Annotated in this window: 16 protein-coding genes; 2 read left to right on the forward strand and 14 right to left on the reverse strand. The window is 58.4% G+C overall.

Annotation, left to right across the window (positions count from 1 at the left end; all coding sequences use genetic code 11):
• Window positions 1-164 precede the first annotated feature (164 nt).
• The 4 genes from fbaA to tkt all read right to left on the reverse strand — a co-directional run bounded on the left by fbaA (window position 165) and on the right by tkt (window position 5,901).
• Entirely contained in the window at window positions 165-1,244 is a 1,080-nt protein-coding gene (gene fbaA, locus L383_RS09715; RefSeq protein ID WP_014885155.1) for a class II fructose-bisphosphate aldolase, read from the reverse strand.
• A gap of 92 nt (window positions 1,245-1,336) precedes the next feature.
• Window positions 1,337-2,500 carry a phosphoglycerate kinase gene (gene pgk / locus L383_RS09710; protein WP_014885156.1) on the reverse strand — a complete coding sequence of 388 codons (1,164 nt, stop codon included), beginning with the start codon at window positions 2,498-2,500 and terminating at the stop codon, window positions 1,337-1,339.
• Between the two features lie 49 nt (window positions 2,501-2,549).
• Window positions 2,550-3,569 carry an erythrose-4-phosphate dehydrogenase gene (gene epd, locus L383_RS09705; protein WP_014885157.1) on the reverse strand — a complete coding sequence of 340 codons (1,020 nt, stop codon included), beginning with the start codon at window positions 3,567-3,569 and terminating at the stop codon, window positions 2,550-2,552.
• Between the two features lie 340 nt (window positions 3,570-3,909).
• Window positions 3,910-5,901 (reverse strand): transketolase, encoded by a 1,992-nt coding sequence (gene tkt, locus L383_RS09700; RefSeq protein WP_023331255.1) that lies wholly within the window; start codon window positions 5,899-5,901, stop codon window positions 3,910-3,912.
• Window positions 5,902-6,173: 272 nt separating this feature from the next.
• Here tkt and L383_RS09695 point away from each other — a divergent pair, with 272 nt between their 5' ends.
• A complete protein-coding gene (locus L383_RS09695; protein ID WP_023331256.1) occupies window positions 6,174-6,932 on the forward strand; it encodes a metalloprotease LoiP in 759 nt (252 codons plus the stop codon).
• Window positions 6,933-7,142: 210 nt separating this feature from the next.
• Window positions 7,143-8,411 (forward strand): OprD family outer membrane porin, encoded by a 1,269-nt coding sequence (locus L383_RS09690; protein ID WP_023331257.1) that lies wholly within the window; start codon window positions 7,143-7,145, stop codon window positions 8,409-8,411.
• A 113-nt stretch (window positions 8,412-8,524) separates the two neighbouring features.
• Here the strand turns inward: L383_RS09690 and L383_RS09685 are convergent, their stop codons facing one another.
• The 10 genes from L383_RS09685 to L383_RS09640 form a co-directional block, all read right to left on the reverse strand.
• Window positions 8,525-10,165: a thiamine pyrophosphate-binding protein gene (locus tag L383_RS09685; RefSeq protein WP_023331258.1), complete on the reverse strand. Its 1,641-nt coding sequence runs from the start codon at window positions 10,163-10,165 to the stop codon at window positions 8,525-8,527.
• Between the two features lie 13 nt (window positions 10,166-10,178).
• On the reverse strand, window positions 10,179-11,648 hold the full coding sequence (locus L383_RS09680; RefSeq protein ID WP_023331259.1) for an aldehyde dehydrogenase: 1,470 nt from the start codon (window positions 11,646-11,648) through the stop codon (window positions 10,179-10,181).
• 9 nt (window positions 11,649-11,657) lie between these two features.
• A complete protein-coding gene (locus L383_RS09675; RefSeq protein ID WP_023331260.1) occupies window positions 11,658-12,428 on the reverse strand; it encodes an aspartate dehydrogenase in 771 nt (256 codons plus the stop codon).
• A gap of 9 nt (window positions 12,429-12,437) precedes the next feature.
• Window positions 12,438-13,232 (reverse strand): SDR family oxidoreductase, encoded by a 795-nt coding sequence (locus tag L383_RS09670; protein ID WP_023331261.1) that lies wholly within the window; start codon window positions 13,230-13,232, stop codon window positions 12,438-12,440.
• The gene (locus L383_RS09665; protein WP_023331262.1) at window positions 13,216-13,986 is read right to left on the reverse strand and encodes an alpha/beta fold hydrolase; all 771 of its coding nucleotides are present in this window, start codon (window positions 13,984-13,986) and stop codon (window positions 13,216-13,218) included. The genes L383_RS09670 and L383_RS09665 overlap by 17 nt, the downstream gene beginning before the upstream one ends.
• A 9-nt stretch (window positions 13,987-13,995) precedes the next feature.
• On the reverse strand, window positions 13,996-14,526 hold the full coding sequence (locus L383_RS09660) for a cupin domain-containing protein (protein WP_014885166.1): 531 nt from the start codon (window positions 14,524-14,526) through the stop codon (window positions 13,996-13,998).
• A gap of 10 nt (window positions 14,527-14,536) precedes the next feature.
• Window positions 14,537-15,793 carry an MFS transporter gene (locus L383_RS09655; protein ID WP_023331263.1) on the reverse strand — a complete coding sequence of 419 codons (1,257 nt, stop codon included), beginning with the start codon at window positions 15,791-15,793 and terminating at the stop codon, window positions 14,537-14,539.
• A gap of 25 nt (window positions 15,794-15,818) precedes the next feature.
• Entirely contained in the window at window positions 15,819-17,006 is a 1,188-nt protein-coding gene (locus L383_RS09650; protein ID WP_023331264.1) for an NAD(P)/FAD-dependent oxidoreductase, read from the reverse strand.
• The gene (locus L383_RS09645) at window positions 17,003-17,929 is read right to left on the reverse strand and encodes a VOC family protein (protein WP_014885169.1); all 927 of its coding nucleotides are present in this window, start codon (window positions 17,927-17,929) and stop codon (window positions 17,003-17,005) included. Before L383_RS09645 ends, L383_RS09650 begins: the two co-directional genes overlap by 4 nt.
• A gap of 78 nt (window positions 17,930-18,007) precedes the next feature.
• A complete protein-coding gene (locus tag L383_RS09640) occupies window positions 18,008-18,796 on the reverse strand; it encodes an IclR family transcriptional regulator (protein ID WP_023331265.1) in 789 nt (262 codons plus the stop codon).
• Between the last annotated feature and the right edge of the window lie 11 nt (window positions 18,797-18,807).

An 18,807-nucleotide genomic window follows, 5' to 3' on the forward strand; every position in this document is an offset into this window, starting at 1 on the left:
AAACAACAAAAACCATCCCATAGCGAGACAGGCAGGTCAGTAAAGGGTAAACAAAAAGTACGCGTATTGCCAAGCAGATCACAAAAACAGGTATTGCAGGATATTGAAAAAGCATAAAAAAAGGCCCGCTATTGCGGGCCTTTTAACGCTTTCAGCAGCTCAAATTACAGAACGTCTACCGCGTTCAGTTCTTTGAATGCCTGCTCCAGACGAGTAATCATTGAAGTCTGTGCAGCGCGCAGCCATACGCGTGGATCGTAGTATTTCTTGTTCGGCTGGTCTTCGCCTTTCGGGTTGCCCAGCTGACCCTGCAGGTAAGCTTCGTTAGCTTTGTAGTACTGCAGGATACCGTCCCAGGTAGCCCACTGGGTGTCGGTATCGATGTTCATTTTCACCACACCGTAGCTGACGGAGTCTTTGATTTCCTGAGCAGAAGAACCGGAACCGCCGTGGAAGACGAAGTTCAGGCTGTTGTGAGGCAGGTTGTGTTTCTTAGAAACGTATTCCTGAGAATCACGCAGGATGGTTGGAGTCAGAACCACGTTACCTGGTTTGTAAACGCCGTGTACGTTACCGAAGGACGCTGCAATGGTGAAGCGTGGGCTGATTTTGCTCAGCTCGGTGTACGCGTAATCAACGTCTTCTGGCTGGGTGTACAGGGCAGAAGCGTCCATGTGGCTGTTGTCCACGCCGTCTTCTTCACCACCGGTGCAACCCAGTTCAATTTCCAGAGTCATGCCCATTTTGGCCATGCGCGCCAGGTACTTAGAGCAGATTTCGATGTTTTCGTGCAGTGACTCTTCAGACAGGTCGATCATGTGAGAAGAGAACAGTGGTTTACCGGTGGCTGCGAAGTGTTTTTCACCCGCGTCCAGCAGACCGTCGATCCACGGCAGCAGTTTCTTCGCGCAGTGGTCGGTGTGCAGGATAACAGGAACACCGTAGTGCTCAGCCATCTGATGTACGTGGTGCGCACCAGAGATAGCGCCCAGGATAGCAGCCCCCTGAGGAATGTCAGTTTTCACGCCTTTGCCCGCGATGAACGCAGCACCACCGTTAGAGAACTGAACGATAACCGGTGCTTTAACTTTGGCAGCGGTTTCCAGTACGGCGTTGATGGAGTCGGTACCTACGCAGTTAACTGCTGGCAGAGCGAAGTTGTTTTCTTTAGCTACCTGGAACACTTTCTGTACGTCATCACCAGTGATCACGCCAGGTTTTACGAAATCAAAAATTTTAGACATGTTGCTTAGTCCTGTATCTTCGGCCGTTAGAAAAGGTGCGAGCTCTGATAAGCGCGCTGAAAATTGGGCAGGTTTCCCTGCCCTTGAATGGCTTACTTCTTAGCGCGCTCTTCGAGCATTGCTACTGCTGGCAGTACTTTGCCTTCCACGAATTCGAGGAATGCACCGCCACCAGTGGAGATGTAGGAGATCTTGTCAGCGATACCGAACAGATCGATAGCTGCCAGGGTGTCACCACCGCCTGCGATAGAGAACGCTTCGCTGTCTGCAATAGCGTTAGCCACGATTTCAGTCCCTTTGCGGAAGTTCGGGAATTCGAACACGCCAACAGGACCGTTCCACAGGATAGTTTTTGCGTTTTTCAGGATATCAGCCAGTTTCTGTGCAGAAACGTCGCCCAGGTCCAGAATCTGCTCTTCATCTTTGATGTCGTTAACAGATTTCAGGGTCGCGGTTGCGGTTTCGGAGAACTCGGTCGCCACGCGAACGTCAGTTGGAACCGGGATGTCACAGGTGCCCAGCAGGCGTTTCGCTTCGTCAACCAGGTCCGCTTCATACAGGGATTTACCCACGTTGTGGCCTTGAGCAGCAACGAAGGTGTTCGCGATACCACCGCCAACGATCAGCTGGTCAGCGATTTTTGACAGGGAATCCAGCACGGTCAGTTTGGTAGACACTTTAGAACCACCAACGATAGCGACCATTGGACGAGCAGGTTCTTTCAGCGCTTTGCCCAGTGCTTCCAGTTCGTCAGCCAGCAGAGGACCCGCACATGCTACGTCTGCAAATTTACCGATACCGTGGGTAGAGGCCTGAGCACGGTGCGCCGTACCAAATGCATCCATCACGAAGACGTCGCACAGTGCAGCGTATTTCTTAGACAGGGTTTCGTCGTCTTTCTTTTCGCCTTTGTTGAAGCGAACGTTTTCCAGAACAACCAGCTCACCAGCAGCCACTTCAACGCCGTCCAGGTAATCTTTTACCAGGCGAACCGGGTTGGACAGTTTGTCTTTCAGGTAATTAACCACTGGCAGCAGAGAGAACTCTTCGTTGTACTCGCCTTCGGTAGGACGACCCAGGTGGGAGGTGACCATCACTTTCGCGCCCTGCTTCAGAGCCAGTTCGATGGTTGGCAGGGATGCACGGATACGCGCGTCGCTGGTCACTTTACCCTCTTTAACCGGTACGTTCAGATCAGCACGGATGAAAACGCGTTTACCAGCCAGATCCAGATCGGTCATCTTAATTACAGACATGGTGAATCCTCTCGTTGATTCTTAAAGTTTTGCAGACGCACGATGCGTCTTACCTGAAACCTTGAGCGGCCATTGCTAACGTGGTGTCGAGCATCCGGTTAGCAAAGCCCCATTCGTTATCACACCAGACCAGCGTCTTGATAAGGTGTGCGCCACTGACCCTCGTTTGCGTGCCATCAACAATAGCGCTGTGCGGGTCGTGGTTAAAATCTACTGAGACCAACGGTAATTCCGTATAGTCAACTATACCATGAAATGCTCCCTGTGCCGCTTTTTGCAGCAACAGGTTGACTTCACAGGCTTTTACCGGTTTTTTCACCGTCACGCTCAGGTCGATTGCGGTGACGTTAATCGTCGGGACACGCACGGCAATCGCTTCAAAACGGTCATTAAACTGCGGGAAAATTCGGGTGATCCCTGCCGCCAGTTTCGTATCTACCGGGATGATTGACTGGCTCGCCGCGCGAGTGCGTCGTAAATCCGGATGGTAGGCATCAATAACCTGCTGGTCGTGCATGGCGGAGTGAATCGTGGTCACGGTGCCGGACTCAATGCCATACGCATCGTCTAACAGTTTGATGACCGGAATAATGCAGTTGGTGGTACAGGAGGCGTTGGAAACGATGAGGTGTTCAGCCTGCAGCTCATGCTGGTTGACGCCAAACACGACGGTCGCGTCGAGGTCGTTACTGCCGGGATGAGAAAACAGGACTTTTTTCGCACCGGCTGCCAGGTGAGCTTCGCCATGTTCGCGATTGCCGTAAACCCCGGTACAGTCGAGCACCACATCCACGCCCAGCTCACGCCACGGTAGCCCTGCGATACTGCTTTCATGCAGCACGCGGATGGCATCGTCACCGACAAACAGCTGCTCTCTTTCCTGGCGAACATCCCAGGCAAAGCGGCCGTGGCTGGTGTCATATTTCAACAAATGCGCCATGCCCGCAGCATCCGCCAGTTCGTTGATTGCCACCACGGTTATTTCCGCACGACGCCCGGATTCATATAAAGCACGAACCACGTTGCGCCCGATGCGACCGAAGCCATTAATCGCTACGCGTACGGTCATAGATCTCCTGCAAAGCTATCCCTGAGTTTGAGGTGGCTGAAAGAGTAATCCAGCTACGCCCGAAGGGGAATCTTTGCTATCACAAACTGCGATTGATTGGTCAATTGTCGAACATTTAATCGACTGAAACGCTTCAGCAAGAATAAGCGAATCGAGGAATAAAAGGAATGGCTGTCCAGATGAATAAGCGTGCTATATGACATGCGTCACATTTTCGGTGGAATAATGCCGGGGAGGTAAAAGCAAAACGGTAACCCAAAGGTTACCGTTTTTAGTGTTTGCACCCTCTCCCTGTGGGAGAGGGCTGGGGTGAGGGCGTCAGCCCGCACCGTACAAGCAATTACAGCAGTTCTTTCGCCTTAGCGACAACGTTATCAACGGTGAAGCCGAACTCTTCGAACAGCAATTCTGCTGGCGCAGACTCACCGAAGGTGGTCATACCGACGATAGCGCCATTCAGGCCCACGTATTTGAACCAGTAGTCAGCGATACCCGCTTCCACTGCCACACGCGCAGAAACCGCTTTAGGCAGAACAGATTCACGGTAAGCCGCATCCTGTTTGTCGAACGCATCGGTAGACGGCATGGAGACCACGCGCGCCTTAACGCCTTCGGCAGTCAGTTTTTCCCATGCTGCAACCGCCAGTTCAACTTCAGAACCGGTCGCGATGAAGATCAGCTCAGGCTGGCCTGCACAGTCTTTCAGCACGTAACCACCGCGAGCGATATTCGCCAGCTGCTCTGGCGTACGCTCCTGCTGTGCCAGGTTCTGACGGGAGAGGATCAGCGCAGTTGGGCCGTCCTGACGCTCAACGCCGTATTTCCACGCTACCGCAGATTCAACCTGGTCACATGGACGCCAGGTGCTCATGTTCGGAGTCACGCGCAGGGAAGCCACCTGCTCTACCGGCTGGTGAGTTGGGCCATCTTCGCCCAGACCGATGGAGTCGTGGGTGTAGACCATCACCTGACGCTGTTTCATCAGCGCAGCCATACGCACGGCGTTACGCGCATACTCTACGAACATCAGGAAGGTAGAGGTGTACGGCAGGAAACCGCCGTGCAGGGAGATACCGTTGGCAATCGCGGTCATACCGAATTCACGTACACCGTAATGGATGTAGTTACCGGCAGTGTCTTCGTTAATTGGCTTAGAACCAGACCACAGAGTCAGGTTAGATGGCGCCAGGTCAGCGGAACCGCCGAGGAATTCAGGCAGCAATGGACCAAATGCTTCGATCGCATTCTGGGACGCTTTACGGCTGGCGATTTTAGATGGGTTCGCCTGCAGCTTAGCGATGAATTCGTTCGCTTTCGCGTCGAAGTCAGACGGCATATCGCCTTTCATACGACGGGTAAACTCAGCCGCTTCCTGAGGGAAGGCTTTCGCATAGGCGGCGAATTTCTCGTTCCAGGCAGCTTCTTTCGCCTGGCCCACTTCTTTTGCATCCCACTGAGCATAGATCTCAGATGGAATTTCGAATGCAGGGTGTTTCCAGCCCAATGCTTCACGGGTCAATGCGATTTCCGCGTCACCCAGCGGTGCGCCGTGGGAGTCATGCGTACCCGCTTTATTCGGAGAACCGAAGCCGATGATGGTTTTGCACATCAGCAGGGACGGTTTATCGGTGACCGCGCGCGCTTCTTCTACTGCACGTTTAATCGAGTCAGCATCGTGGCCATCAACACCACGCACAACGTGCCAGCCGTAGGCTTCGAAACGTGCTGCGGTGTCGTCAGTGAACCAGCCCTCAACGTGACCGTCGATGGAGATGCCGTTGTCATCATAGAACGCAACCAGTTTACCCAGCTTCAAGGTACCTGCCAGGGAGCACACTTCATGAGAAATGCCTTCCATCATGCAGCCGTCGCCCATGAACGCGTAGGTGAAGTGGTCAACAATGTCATGACCAGGACGGTTGAACTGCGCCGCCAGCGTCTTCTCAGCAATCGCCATACCCACTGCGTTAGCAATACCCTGACCCAGTGGGCCGGTGGTGGTTTCTACGCCAGCGGTGTAACCCACTTCCGGGTGACCTGGAGTTTTGGAGTGCAGTTGGCGGAAGTTTTTCAGCTCTTCAATAGGCAGATCGTAGCCGGTGAGGTGCAGCAGGCTGTAGATCAGCATAGAGCCGTGGCCGTTAGACAGCACGAAACGGTCGCGGTCAGCCCATGCCGGGTTCTGCGGGTTGTGGTTAAGGAAATCACGCCACAGGACTTCGGCGATATCTGCCATACCCATAGGGGCACCCGGGTGGCCGGATTTGGCTTTCTGTACTGCATCCATGCTCAGCGCACGAATAGCATTAGCAAGCTCTTTACGTGAGGACATTTTAACTCCAGATCGGACTGTTAAAGGCCATGCCCTTGACGACAGCGCGTTTTGGGCTACGCCGGAAAAAAGTGCCAACAATGTAACCCAAGCCGCAGGGCATGTACATGGACCATTCTTTTGCAGCTTAAGAAATCTCTGGATCATGCTCGCATGTTGCGCAATCTGCTCGCCCGCGCCTGTAGATATTCCTTATACTTATCCCGGCCCCGGCTTCGTTGCGGGTGCACTTTTCGGATTTTATTGAGATTAACAAGTACGGAAGCAACTTCATGAAAATGCGTGCAATAGTGCTGGCCCTGGGTACAACGCTCATGCTGAGCGGCTGTCAGAATATGGATTCTAACGGTCTGATGACGTCAGGCGCAGAAGCCTTTCAGGCCTACTCCCTGAGCGATGCGCAGGTTAAAGCGCTGAGCGATCAGGCCTGTAAAGATATGGACGGAAAAGCCACGATTGCGCCGGCTAACAGTACCTACACACAGCGTCTGAATAAGATTGCTTCCGCGCTCGGCGATAACATCAACGGTCAGCCGGTGAACTATAAGGTTTACATGGCTAAAGACGTCAACGCCTTCGCGATGGCAAACGGCTGCATCCGCGTCTATAGCGGGCTGATGGATATGATGACCGACAACGAAGTGGAAGCGGTTATCGGCCATGAAATGGGTCACGTTGCGCTCGGCCACGTGAAAAAAGGGATGCAGGTTGCCTTAGGCACCAACGCCATCCGTGCGGCGGCTGCCTCTGCGGGCGGTATCGTGGGCAGCCTGTCTCAGTCACAGCTCGGCGATGTCGGAGAAAAGCTGGTCAATTCCCAGTTCTCCCAGCGCCAGGAGTCCGAAGCGGATGACTACTCTTACGATCTGTTGCGCAAACGCGGGATTAATCCGTCAGGTTTAGCCACCAGCTTCGAAAAACTGGCGAAGCTGGAAGCGGGACGCCAGAGCTCCATGTTTGACGATCACCCGGCCTCAGAAGAACGTGCACAACATATTCGCGACCGTATGGCCGCAGATGGAATTAAATAATTCTGGAAGGAGGCAAATTTGCCTCCTTTTTATTTCGCATGAATTGCCAACTTAATCGCACGTATCGGTAACTCCCGCAAAACCCTCTCCATATCCGGCTTTTAGCGCAGAAACGTCTGGACACATAATTATTGCAATCATTAACCATTCGGGTAATTATCCGACCTGCAGTAATTCATTTTAATATATTAAGACAGAGACGTTCCCTCCGTGAAAAAAGAATTATCGTTAATTGCTTTAGGTTTATTCGCCGCATTACCCGCCGCTGCAAGCCAGCAATCCGACAGTCAGGGTTTTATTGACGACAGCCATCTGGACCTGTTTTTACGCAATGCGTATATCAGTCGCGACTATCATCAGGGCCAGCAGGATAAAGCCGAATGGGGCCAGGGTATTATTGCCACCTTCACATCCGGTTATACCGAAGGGCTGGTGGGCTTTGGTGTAGACGGCATTGCACAGTATGGCGTTCGTCTGGACGGTGGCCGTGGAAAAAGCGGTGCGGGCGGTATCGACTTCTTTAAACAGGAAGAGGATGGCCGGGCAAAATCCGATTTAGCGAAATTTGGCGCAACCGCCAAAATGCGTATCTCAAATACCGTGCTGAGCTACGGTAGTCAGCGTCCTGAGTTGCCGATCGTGAATGCCGACAACTCCCGCCTGCTGTTTGAAAGCTACACCGGCACCCTGCTGACCTCAAAAGAGATCGACGGTCTGGAAGTCAACGCCGGTTACTTCACCGACGAGCAGCGCAAAAGTGATGACCGCCACGACAGCGGCCTGAAGAGCCTGACCTTCGGTGGCGCGAGCTACCAGTTTAACGAGCAGTTCAGCGGTGCGGTGTATGCCTCGCATAATGAAGAGGTAATGAACAAGCAGTACCTGGGCCTGAACTTCAAACAACCGTTCAGCACCGGGCAGCAGCTGGTACTCGACTTTAACGGCTATAACTCGCGTCTGGAGCAGGGTTACGCCGACAGCCTCGACACGGGCCGCAGCAACACCATCTGGAGCCTGGCAGCGAGCTATATCTGGGACATTCACACGTTCAAGGTGGCATACCAGCAGAGCAGCGGCAGCACCGGCTACAACTACGGTGGCTACCGCGACCAGGGCGGTGTGGGTGACGGCGGCAACACCATCTGGCTGGCTAACTCCTACTGGTCTGATTTCAACGGCGAAGACGAACGCTCATGGCAGGCATCGTACGGCCTGGACTTTGGCGGACTCGGTCTGCCGGGCCTGAGCTGGACCACCGCCTACGTGCGTGGCGATAACATCAAAACCTCTGAAACCAGCAACGGCAAAGAGCATGAGTGGTTCAACCAGATCCAGTACCAGGTGCAGGATGGTCCGGCGAAAGATCTGAAGCTGAAGCTGCGCTATTCCGTGCTGCGTGTCTCCAGCAACGCCAGCGATTACAACGTGGGTGGGGATGAGATCCGTGCTTACGTGGAATACCCGTTTAACGTGTTCTGATGAAAAAAGCCGGGTGGCGGCTTCGCCTTACCCGGCCTACGGTTTTTTCGCTGTTATTGAGTGAGAAACCGTAGGCCCGGTAAGCGCAGCGCCACCGGGCGATATCCACGATATCAATACAGCGTCTTCTGCGGCGGCCCGGCAAACTTCAGGGCGCCAATCTGCCCCATCCGCACTTCCACTACCGACGGGCCCGGCATCGCCAGCGCTTCTGTCATAACGGCATCAAAATCCTCGGCACGCTCAACGCTCCATGCCTGCAGGCCAATCGCCTGCGCCAGCAGAGTGAAGTCCGGCGTATGCAGCTCGTTGTAATACTGACGCCCGCCGAAATACTTATCCTGAATACCACGCATTACGCCGTACCCCCCGTCGTTCATGATCAGCAGCATCACGTTGGCTTTCTCCTGGGCCAGCGTCGCCAGTTCGCCGAGGTTCAGACTCAGACCACCATCACCCACCAGCCCCACAACCTTGCGCTGCGGGTTAGCTATCGCGGTGCCAATGGCCATCGGCAGCCCCATACCAATGGCTCCGGCCAGCGAGTGAATGTTCATAAGCGGGCCGTTGGCGCGGAACAGGCGGCTGCCCCACAGGCTGCCGGACACGGTGATATCGCGCACCAGCAGGCCGTCCTGCGGAAGCGCTTTCTCGATGGCATCGTTAAGTTTCGCATAGGGGCCGCACTGATCGCGCAGGCCCTGCCCGGCTTGCTCAACCGCCTGTTGAACCAGCGCGTCCCACTGCGCGTTGCCCCACTCACGCCCCTGTACGTTGTCGGCCAGCGCGCTAAGCAACGCGGAACAATCGGCTATCAGCGTGTTATCCATCAGATAATTACGGCTCGCCGCCGCCGGGTCGATATCTACCTGTACCCGTGGAGACGGCAGCGCCAGCGTCCATGAGCGGGTTTCGTTGCTGCGCAGGCGTGAACCGGCGACCAGCGTAAAGTCACACTGCGCGATGAGCGCTTCAACGGATGGCGAGTTGTGAAACGCCCGCAGGCTGCCGCGATGGCTGTCCGGCAGCACGCCGCGCGCGTGGGTGCTGGAGATGACGGTGATGCCTGCATCCGCCAGCTTTTTCACCGCATCAGCGCATCTCAGCGCTCCGCCGCCCAGCCACAGCAACGGCTGTTTTGCCTGCTTCAGCTGCGCCCAGAGTGCGTCAACTATCGCGGGGTCCACGGTGGCGACAGACGTCGGTTTCACCGGTGCGGTCACCAGCGAAAGCGGAATGTTGGCACTCTGAATATCAATCGGGATCTCAACAGAGACCGGCCCGCACGGCGGCGTCTGCGCGTCCTGAATCGCTTTGTGCAGGATAGCTATCGCCTGGTTGGCGTTGCTGATGCGGTACGCCCGTTTGGAGCTGGCCTTCAGGAAGGTCAGCTGGTCGCGGGTTTCATGGATAAATCCGGTATCGGCATCCAGCCAGGCTTTTTCGACCTGTCCGGTTAAATGCAGCAGCGGCGTGCAGGCGTTCATCGCTTCTACCAGCGCGCCTACCGCGTTACCGGCACCCGCACCGGTGCTGGTCAGCGCCACGCCGAGACCGGAAAAACGTCCGTGGGCGTCGGCCATGGTCACGGATCCCGCTTCGCCGCGCGCGGGCACGAAGCGAATGTTGCCGCGCTGCCCGACCGCATCCGCGATCGGCAGGTTGTGAATGGAGATGACGCCGTAGATGGCCTCAACCTGATACTGCTCCAGCGTTCTGGCGATGGCGTCGCCGACGGTTATCATTTCGCTCATTGCTCACCCTTTCTCAGTCGCACCAGTGGTTGACGCTGTTACCCGTCGCCAGATAAATGCTCTTTTGCTGCATCCAGGCTTTCAGCCCCTGAATGCCCTTTTCGCGGCCCAGACCGCTCTCTTTAAAGCCCCCGAACGGGGTTGAAATCGCAAAGACTTTGTAGGTGTTGATCCACACCGTGCCCGCCTCAAGCTGTTCGCTCAGTCGCAGCGCGCGCCCGGCATCGCGCGTCCAGATCCCCGCCGCCAGGCCGTACACCGAGTCGTTGGCCTCGCGGATAAGCGTGGCCTCGTCGCGAAACGGCATCGCCACCAGTACCGGGCCGAAGATCTCCTCCTGACACGCACGGGCGCTGTTGCTCAGCCCTTCGATGAGGGTGGGCAGGAAGAAACTGCCGTTTGCCAGCTCAGGATCGGCCGGGATCTCCCCGCCGCACAGCACGCGGCCCCCTTCGCGCTTCGCCAGCTCGACGTAATCCTGCACGCTCTGACGATGTTTAGGGTTAATCAGCGGCCCGACATGGGTACCGTCAGTAAACGGATGTCCGACGCGCAGCCCGCGCGTGAGCTCAAGCAGCCGCGACATCAGCGGCGCGTAAACACTCTCGTGGATAAACAGTCGTGAACCGGCGATGCACGCCTGCCCTGCCGAGCTAAAAATGCCGTAGCAGATGCCGCGCGCGGCCTGCTCGATGTCTGCGTCTTCCAGCACGATGGTCGGGGATTTTCCGCCCAGCTCCAGCGATGCCGGGATCAGCTTTTCCGCCGCCACGTGTGCAAGATGGCGGCCCGTAGTGGTGCCACCGGTAAAGGAGATTTTGCGCACCTTAGGGTGACGCGCCAGCGCATCGCCAATCACCGAGCCTTTACCGGGTAGCACGCTCAGCAGCCCGGCGGGCAGCCCGGCCTGTTCAAAAATACGCGCCAGCTCCAGCGCCATCAGCGGCGTGGCCTCGGCAGGTTTGAGGATCACCGCATTTCCGGCGGCAATCGCCGGGGCAACCTTTTGCATTTCGCTGGCAATCGGCGAGTTCCATGGCGTGATGGCAGCCACCACGCCGAGCGGTTCATAGCGGCTCAGGGTCAGCAGACCCGGCTGGCGTGGCGTAGGGAGTTCCCCTTCCAGCAGCTCGCAGGCAGCGGCAAAGTAGCGCGCTGTCCCTGCCGCACTCATCACCAGCCCACGCGCCTCCGCGAGCGGCTTGCCGTTATCGCGGCTCTGCATTTTCGCCAGTTCGTCGACGCGGGATTCAATCAGATCCGCGACCTTATGCAGGATCCTCGCGCGCATGTGCGGCAGGCTGCTGCGCCACGCGGGATCGCGCCACGCCCGCTCGCCGGCCTCGATTGCGTCATTCAGATCGTCGAGACTTGCCGCATTCAGCGTCGCATTGATCGACCCGTCTGCCGGGAAATGGCTCTGCATCGGGTTGCCACCACCATGTCGCCAGTGGCCGCCGATAAAAATCTTCAGATCGTCCATCGTCGCTCCTCAGCTCAGGGCCAGCTCGCGGCAGGCGCGTACCGCGCTCAGTGCTGCAAGAGTGGAGGTTTTAGGGTTAGACGCCAGCGGCAGCCCGCTCAGCTCAAGATGGAACTCGCCGAACACGCCTTCGACATGCAGCGTGTGGGTATTGCGCTTCGTTGCCGGGTCGACCATCAGCTGCACGCGCGTCTCGTCCATCCCGACGCCACCGAGCGCCACCGTCGCCGCCACGTTGGCGTTCGCCGGGAACAGGCGCGCCGCCTCGCGGGCGCTGCCTTCAAAGAAAACGCTCGCCTCAGACACCGCGTTAAGGTCGATAAGCTGCTCAGCATAACTGCCGCGCCAGCTGGCCGGGCTTTTGCGCGACTGATAGGTTACGCGTTCCAGCCCGCCCTCTTTCGCCGCCGCCAGCCCGTCAATACCGGCAACCGCGCCGGAGAGCAACGTCAGCTTGCCGCCAGCACTGAGCAAACGCTGCTCCAGCGCGCTGTCCGCCAGCGCGCCGGTGGAGATCACCGCCAGATGCCAGCCGCGACGCAGTATGTCCTCGCCGTACTGCGCCACCGCCTGCTGGCTGGCGCACTCCAGCACCAGATCGGGCGTGTCAGCGCACGCCACCGGCGTACCGAGCGCCATCACTGCATCACCAAACTGTGTGTGAATCGCCGCATGATGAGATTCACGCGCCACGATCCAGCCGATAGCCACGCCCGCGGGTAAACGCTCAATCACCGCCTGCGCCATGGCGCCAAAACCAATTAACATGATCTTTTTCATAATGTGTCCTTACAGGTGGCGGCAGAAGCCGCCGGAAACGTCCAGCGCGGCGCCGGTGGTGAATGACGCCAGCGGCGAGGCGAGGAACAGCAGCGCCTGCGCGGGCTCCTGCGGCTTGCCGAGACGCGCCATCGGGATGCCACGTTTACGCGCGATATCCGCCGTCCACTCCGGCCAGCTCTGACTTTTGTCCGTCCGGCTCTCAAAGCGGCGCTGCCACTGCCCGGACTCCACCATGCCGAGCAAAATGGAATTCACGCGGATACCTTTACCCACCAGCTCTTTTGAGAGCGTCAGCGTCATATTCAGCAGCGCAGCACGGGCGGCAGAAGTGGCGATCATGTGCTCCTCCGGCTGCAGCGCCAGCAGGGAGTTCACGCAGGTAATGGAGGCGATATCGGACCGCTCCAGCAGAGGCTGAAACGCCTGCACCGGGTTGATCACCCCGAACAATTTCAGTTCGGCTTCGTGCAGCCACGCTTCGCGCGGGGTATCGCTGAAATGCGCCACATAGCCCTGCCCGGCGTTGTTAATCAGCATGTCCGCCGCGCCAAAGCGGGCCTGAACGGCATCCGCAAAGCCCTGGACTTCGGCAGCGTTTAGCACGTCGCAGCGGTAGGAGAAAATCTCGCCGTCGGGGTATTCGTTTTGCAGCGTCGCGTGGGCGCTGGCGAGCCGGTCCGGGTCTCGGCCGCAGAAAGCCACTTTTGTCCCCTCGCCCAGCAGCAGGCGCAGCGTTTCAAAGCCAATGCCAGAAGAACCGCCGGTGACTACCGCTACGCGCCCGTCAATTTGTGCATACATCGCGCACCTCTTCGTTAATGCGTAAAAGCTGTTGGTTAAAAAACGCCGCGTTATCGAGATAGCTGGCGTGCCCGGCCTGGGGAATGGCGGTAAACGGCATGCCGTAGCGCAGTGCCAGCCCCTGCACCAGCTCGGGCTGCGTGATCGCATCCTGCTCGCCGCACCAGACCTCAAACGTGCCGGAGTAACGTTTAAGCCAGCCGTGAATATCGTCGTGTGCCAGCATCCACGCGGCGGCAAGGTAGCCTTCAGGACGCAGCTTGCGCATGCCCGACGCGACGGTGGCGATATCTTCCCCGCGGGCGCCGGGGCGCAACAGCTTCGCCGCGCGGGTCTGGGCAAGGATTTCACCGCCCAGCGCCATCTGCTGCTCGCGGCTGCGCCAGACCTGCTCGCGTTGCTCCGGTGCGGCCTGACCGTAGCCCTGCGCGGCATCTGCCAGCACCAGATGCCGCACCCGGTCGGGAAACTTCGCCGCAAAGGCGCTGGCGACCAGAGCCCCGTGAGAATGGCCGACCAGTACCGCCTGCCAGACGCCCGCGCGGTCAAGCATTGCCGCCAGTGCATCGGCGTAATCTCCCGCACTCGCCCGTTCTACGGTCAGCATCGGGCTTTCGCCATAACCGGGCATGTCCCACGCCAGCACGCGAAAACCCTTCAGCGCCATCTGCTTATGCCAGGAGGCAGCACCCGAGCTGATCCCATGCAGCAGCATCAGCGGAATGCCGCTTCCCTGTTCACGAAAACCCGTCATCATGCCCCCTTAGTTCCGCTTCACTTTTGAAAGCGGATGATCGGCGGGATAGGTCGGGATTTCCGGCTTGTTGGTCCCCAGCATGACGCACATCAGCGCCTCTTCTTCCCCGTGGTTAAACAGGCCGCGATAGATACCCGGCGGGACGGAGATCAGGTCACGCTCGCGCAGCACGGTTTCGGTGTAGTGTTCGCCGTCCTGGATCATCAGCGTGATTTGCCCTTTAAGCATGAAGAACACCTCTTCCACGTCGTCATGCAGGTGCAGCGGCCCTTCACACTTCGACGGCAGCACCATGGTGGAGAAGGTGAAATGGTCCGCCTGCACGGTGTTGGTGTCGTTCGCCACGCCCGTTGCGCCGGTGCCGATGTAGCGCATCTGCGCCCGGCGATATTTCGGGTCATAGTCGGCCTGGAACTTCAGCGCGTTCCAGTCGTACTTACGGCCTTCAAAGCGCGCGATGCGCGACTCGACCCACTCTTCCATCGTCAGGTGCTCAGGTTTGATGCCTGATTTATGGGTTACGGTTGAATCAGTCATGACACTCTCCTCAGTAACGTCTCAGCAGCGGCAGTAACAGGACGCAGCCCACCGCCGCCATCACCGCCAGAAAAATCAGCCCGGAATCCATGCTGTGGGTGAAGGCGATAAGCGCCCCCATCACCGCTGGCGACAGTGCGCCCGCGAAGTTTCCCAGCCCGTTGAAAATGCCGCCCGCCGTCGCGCTCACCCGTGGATGAGTGGCCTTCGCCAGCAGGGCAAAAATGTTGGGTGCGCCAGTGCCCCACATAAAGGTGCTGAAGCTCATCGCAGCGATGATGGTCAGCGGGGTGTCGAGGTGCATGACCGCCGCCAGCCCGACAGCCGCGCCCGCCATGGAGATAAAGCAGGCTGCCGCACGCTTATCGACCCGGTCAGAGAGCCACGCGCCAATCACTTCGCCCGCCAGCATGGCGATGAACGGCATCGACGACAGCCAGCCCGCATGCTCCAGGTGAATGCCTTTGCCTTTGATCAGGTAGCCCGGCAGCCAGCCATTGATGCCCCACAGGTAGGTCAGGAAGGCGATGTTAAAGATGCAGATGATCCAGAAGTGCGGGCTGACGAACAGCTCGCGCCGCGCGGCACGCCGCTCATCCTGAGACGCCTGCGTGGTGCCAGGTTTCGCCTCCAGGCGGATACCACGCAGACCGACGCGCACGAAAATCAATACCGGCACGGTAAGCATCGCCATCACGAAGAAGGTGCTCTGCCAGCCGAAGGTGTTCAGCAGCCAGAGGGAGAGCGGAAAACCAATCGCCGCGCCCACCGGCGTGCCAAGCAGCCACAGCATGGTGGCGCGCGCCTGCAGATGCTGCGGGAAGTTGTGACGCACAATGGCGAAGGCCAGCGGGAACAGCGGCCCCTCCGCCACCCCCAGCAGAATGCGCAGCACGATCATCATCGTATAGTTGTGGGTAAAGCCCATCGCCACCATCAGCACGCACCAGATCGCCATCATCCCGGTCAGCAGGCGCAGCGGCGCGATTTTATCCCCCAGCCCGCTGAGAAAGACTGACGAAAAACCGTAGCTCAGCAGAAAGGCGCTCATCAGAATGCCGAGGCGCGTGGTGTCGAAATCGATCCCCATCGCTTGCTGGAAATGGCTGTCAGAAAACAGCGCCGCAATACTGATTTTGTCGAAAAACGCCAGCAGCACGCAGGCCAGCAGCGACAGCGGGATAGCCCAGCGCACTGCTTTTTCAGGCGTGCGGGTTCCCTCACCGCCTGCCTCAACGGGCGCGGTGTTGGTTTCTAATGTGGTCATCTCTCCCCCTACGGGTGCGGGTTAGCTATCGCAATGACATCAGTGAAAAAGTCGGGTCGGCGAGCGGTACGTCCGATAAATCCCGCCCTGCCGCCATCCAGCGTTTCGCCAGCTTGACGGTGCGCGCATCGTTAAACGCCACCAGCTGCGTCAGTCGCCCGTTTTCATCCAGCGAGAAAAAGAGCGAATCTTCACGCGCTATCGTGTTGCTGCCCGGATGCGGAATGCCGAGGATCTGAATATTGTGCTGGTATTGATCCGACCACAGCCACGGCGCGTCGTCGTAGCCTGGCGCATCGGGGTTGAGCATCGCTTTCGCCGTCGCCACCGCCTGATTCTGGGCAAATGCCCACGACTGAATGCACAAGCCGTAGTGGTGATGCTGAGCCACATCGCCAGCCGCAAAGATGAACGGATCCGAGGTACGCCCCTGAGCATCCACCACGATCCCGCGCCCGGTATGAAGCCCCGCATCGCGCGCCAGTTCCAGATTGAGATCGACGCCGATCCCGACCACCACCGCATCAAAGGTTTCGCGCTGGCCATCACAGTGAATAACCGGCAGGCCATTGTTGTCCTCCAGCTCCAGCGCGCCGCAGCCGGTACGAATGTCGACGCCCTGTTCGCGATGGATGGCCGTTAAGCGTTTCGACACTTCTCCGCTCACCGACCGCATGCACAGCGCGGGCTGCTGCTCGAACAGCGTGACCGCCACGCCGTTTTTGCGCGCGGAGGCGGCAATCTCAAGGCCGATCCAGCCGCCGCCCACAATCGCCAGTCTTTTACTCTGCGCCAGACGCCCCTTAAGACGCTGCGCGTCCTGCCAGTGGCGCAGGGTATAAACCTGCGGATGCGCCGCCCACGCCTCGCCCGGCAGACGCGCCCGCCCTCCGGTGGCAATCAAAAGAATGTTGTAACTAAGATGCGTACCGTTGCTTAAACGCACCGTTTTTGTCTGACGGTCGATCTGCTCCGCACGCAGTGGGCGGTACCAGGTCAGATCCAGCGCCTGCTGTGCCTCTTCGGAAAACAGCCGCGGGAGCGCCGCGTCAGGCTCCAGCAGAGACGCCTTCGACAGCGGCGGACGTTCATAGAAATCCCACGCTTCTTCCGCCACCACGCAAATCTCGCCCTCGAAGCCCTCGTCGCGGAGGGTTTTTGCCGCCCAGCCGCCCGCCTGACCGCCGCCGATAATGACAATGCGCGACGTCATACCGCCTCCGGCTTTTTCTGCTGACGGCGCGTGTCGTGGTCGATGCCGCCTTCCACCGCCCATTCGGTGAAGGAGACCAGCGAATGCTCCAGCTCGCGCGGCTGCCAGTTTTCAGTCAGGTAGTCATCATTGGTGTAATACTCAAACGCGCCGCCGGTCGGGCTGTTGACGTACCAGAAATAGGCCGACGACACCGGATGACGGCCCGGCCCAATAAACGTGCTCCAGGCGTTTTTATTCATCGCAATCCCGCCGCCGATCACCTCGTGGATGTCGCGCACCGTAAACGCAACGTGGTTTAGCCCGCGCTTGCGGTTCGGTAATTGCAGCAGGAACAGGTTGTGATGGCCGCCGCGCACGCCGCAGCGCAGGAATACGGCGCGGTTGATGTAGCGGTCAGAGACCTGGAAGCCGAGCACTTCGCGATAGAATGTCTCCACCGCGGCCAGCTCCTCAACGAAAAACACCACGTGCCCGACGTTAATCGGCTGGGCGCGATCGTAGACCGGGCTGGGGGTGTCGATTCGGCGAGCGTCTCCCCACTGGTTAATCGGCTCAACGTTCAGCTCCACGTCGGTCTGCTGGCTGACCTGCACGCGCAGCGTCATGCCGTTCGGATCGCGGCACTCCAGGGCGTCGCCCACTTCACGAAAGCCAGGCTGCCCGGCAAGCTTCGGGCGCAGCGCATCGAGGTCTGCCGGGGTGGCCACCGCCCAGGTCATACGGCGCAGGGTGTTGCCCGCTTCAAAGGCTGGCGGCAGGTCGGGGCTGTCAATCGGATTAAGCTCCACGCGCGCGCCGCTCAGGGTGGTAAAACGCTGGCCGCTGGCATCGCCCGTCAGGCCAAAATCACGCATAAATTTGGCGCAGTGCGTCAGGTCTTCCACGCCAAATTCCAGCTTTTCAATTCCGGTTACACTCATCGTTCGTTGCCTCATCTGGCCCAAATTGGGCGTAAAACATGCCCGACGCACTGAAGCGCCTGACGTTAACTCACTGATTTAACTGGCCTGTGACAGGTACCCTAAGAAGCCAGAAATTTTATCTGCCGCGAGGCGAACCTCGTTCTGGAGCCGCTCGCGGTCGGTCTGCGGGATCTCCTCCGACGGCACCAGAATGCTGACCACCGCCGCCACGCGCTGGCTTCGGTCATACACCGGATAGACGATGGAAGAGATGCCGTGGCGGAAGAAAGACTCGCCAATCACATATCCGCGGGCTTTGTCCTGCTGCACCATCTGCCACAGGGCTTCGCGGTCGTGAAGCTGCCCCGGCGTGTTGCCCGGCAGCCGCTCGTGCGGGAACAGCTGTTCAAAATCGGCGCGGGAAATATCGGTCAATAACATGCGTCCAAGCGAGGTACAGTGCACCGGCAGACGGGTGCCAATGCTGACCTGATTGATACGCGACCCGGCGGCGCTGACGCGGGCAATGTAAATAATGTCGCGTCCGTCGCGGATCGCCAGATGGCTGCTGCACTGGCTGACATCGCGAAGCTGCTCGATCACCGGCTGGCCTACCTGCGCCACATCCAGCGAGGCGATGTACTCAAAGCCCAGGCGCAGCACGTTCATGCCCAGCGAGAAGGTATTGGTGCGCGCATTGCGCTCCATAAAACCCATATACTCCAGCGTCTGCACCACGCGGTAGGCAGTGGCCTTCGGCATATCCACCAGCCGGTGTAGCTCGGCAAAGGTCAGCTCGCGATGCTGCTCGCCGAAGGCCAATAGCAGCTGCAAACCGCGTTCAAGCCCCGGCACCAGATACTTCACTTCCTGATCGTTTGCCATAATCGCCATAC

It is taken from the genome of Enterobacter sp. MGH 37 (assembly GCF_000534515.1).
In the GTDB taxonomy this organism is placed as follows: Bacteria; Pseudomonadota; Gammaproteobacteria; order Enterobacterales; family Enterobacteriaceae; genus Enterobacter; species Enterobacter kobei.

What these genes read in the sequence shown, in the direction of transcription:
- fbaA (WP_014885155.1), bottom strand. Translation starts at nt 1,244, where the DNA reads ATGTCTAAAATTTTTGATTTCGTAAAACCTGGCGTGATCACTGGTGAT.
- pgk (WP_014885156.1), bottom strand. Translation starts at nt 2,500, where the DNA reads ATGTCTGTAATTAAGATGACCGATCTGGATCTGGCTGGTAAACGCGTT.
- epd (WP_014885157.1), bottom strand. Translation starts at nt 3,569, where the DNA reads ATGACCGTACGCGTAGCGATTAATGGCTTCGGTCGCATCGGGCGCAAC.
- tkt (WP_023331255.1), bottom strand. Translation starts at nt 5,901, where the DNA reads ATGTCCTCACGTAAAGAGCTTGCTAATGCTATTCGTGCGCTGAGCATG.
- L383_RS09695 (WP_023331256.1), top strand. Translation starts at nt 6,174, where the DNA reads ATGAAAATGCGTGCAATAGTGCTGGCCCTGGGTACAACGCTCATGCTG.
- L383_RS09685 (WP_023331258.1), bottom strand. Translation starts at nt 10,165, where the DNA reads ATGAGCGAAATGATAACCGTCGGCGACGCCATCGCCAGAACGCTGGAG.
- L383_RS09680 (WP_023331259.1), bottom strand. Translation starts at nt 11,648, where the DNA reads ATGGACGATCTGAAGATTTTTATCGGCGGCCACTGGCGACATGGTGGT.
- L383_RS09675 (WP_023331260.1), bottom strand. Translation starts at nt 12,428, where the DNA reads ATGAAAAAGATCATGTTAATTGGTTTTGGCGCCATGGCGCAGGCGGTG.
- L383_RS09670 (WP_023331261.1), bottom strand. Translation starts at nt 13,232, where the DNA reads ATGTATGCACAAATTGACGGGCGCGTAGCGGTAGTCACCGGCGGTTCT.
- L383_RS09665 (WP_023331262.1), bottom strand. Translation starts at nt 13,986, where the DNA reads ATGACGGGTTTTCGTGAACAGGGAAGCGGCATTCCGCTGATGCTGCTG.
- L383_RS09660 (WP_014885166.1), bottom strand. Translation starts at nt 14,526, where the DNA reads ATGACTGATTCAACCGTAACCCATAAATCAGGCATCAAACCTGAGCAC.
- L383_RS09655 (WP_023331263.1), bottom strand. Translation starts at nt 15,793, where the DNA reads ATGACCACATTAGAAACCAACACCGCGCCCGTTGAGGCAGGCGGTGAG.
- L383_RS09650 (WP_023331264.1), bottom strand. Translation starts at nt 17,006, where the DNA reads ATGACGTCGCGCATTGTCATTATCGGCGGCGGTCAGGCGGGCGGCTGG.
- L383_RS09645 (WP_014885169.1), bottom strand. Translation starts at nt 17,929, where the DNA reads ATGAGTGTAACCGGAATTGAAAAGCTGGAATTTGGCGTGGAAGACCTG.
- L383_RS09640 (WP_023331265.1), bottom strand. Translation starts at nt 18,796, where the DNA reads ATGGCAAACGATCAGGAAGTGAAGTATCTGGTGCCGGGGCTTGAACGC.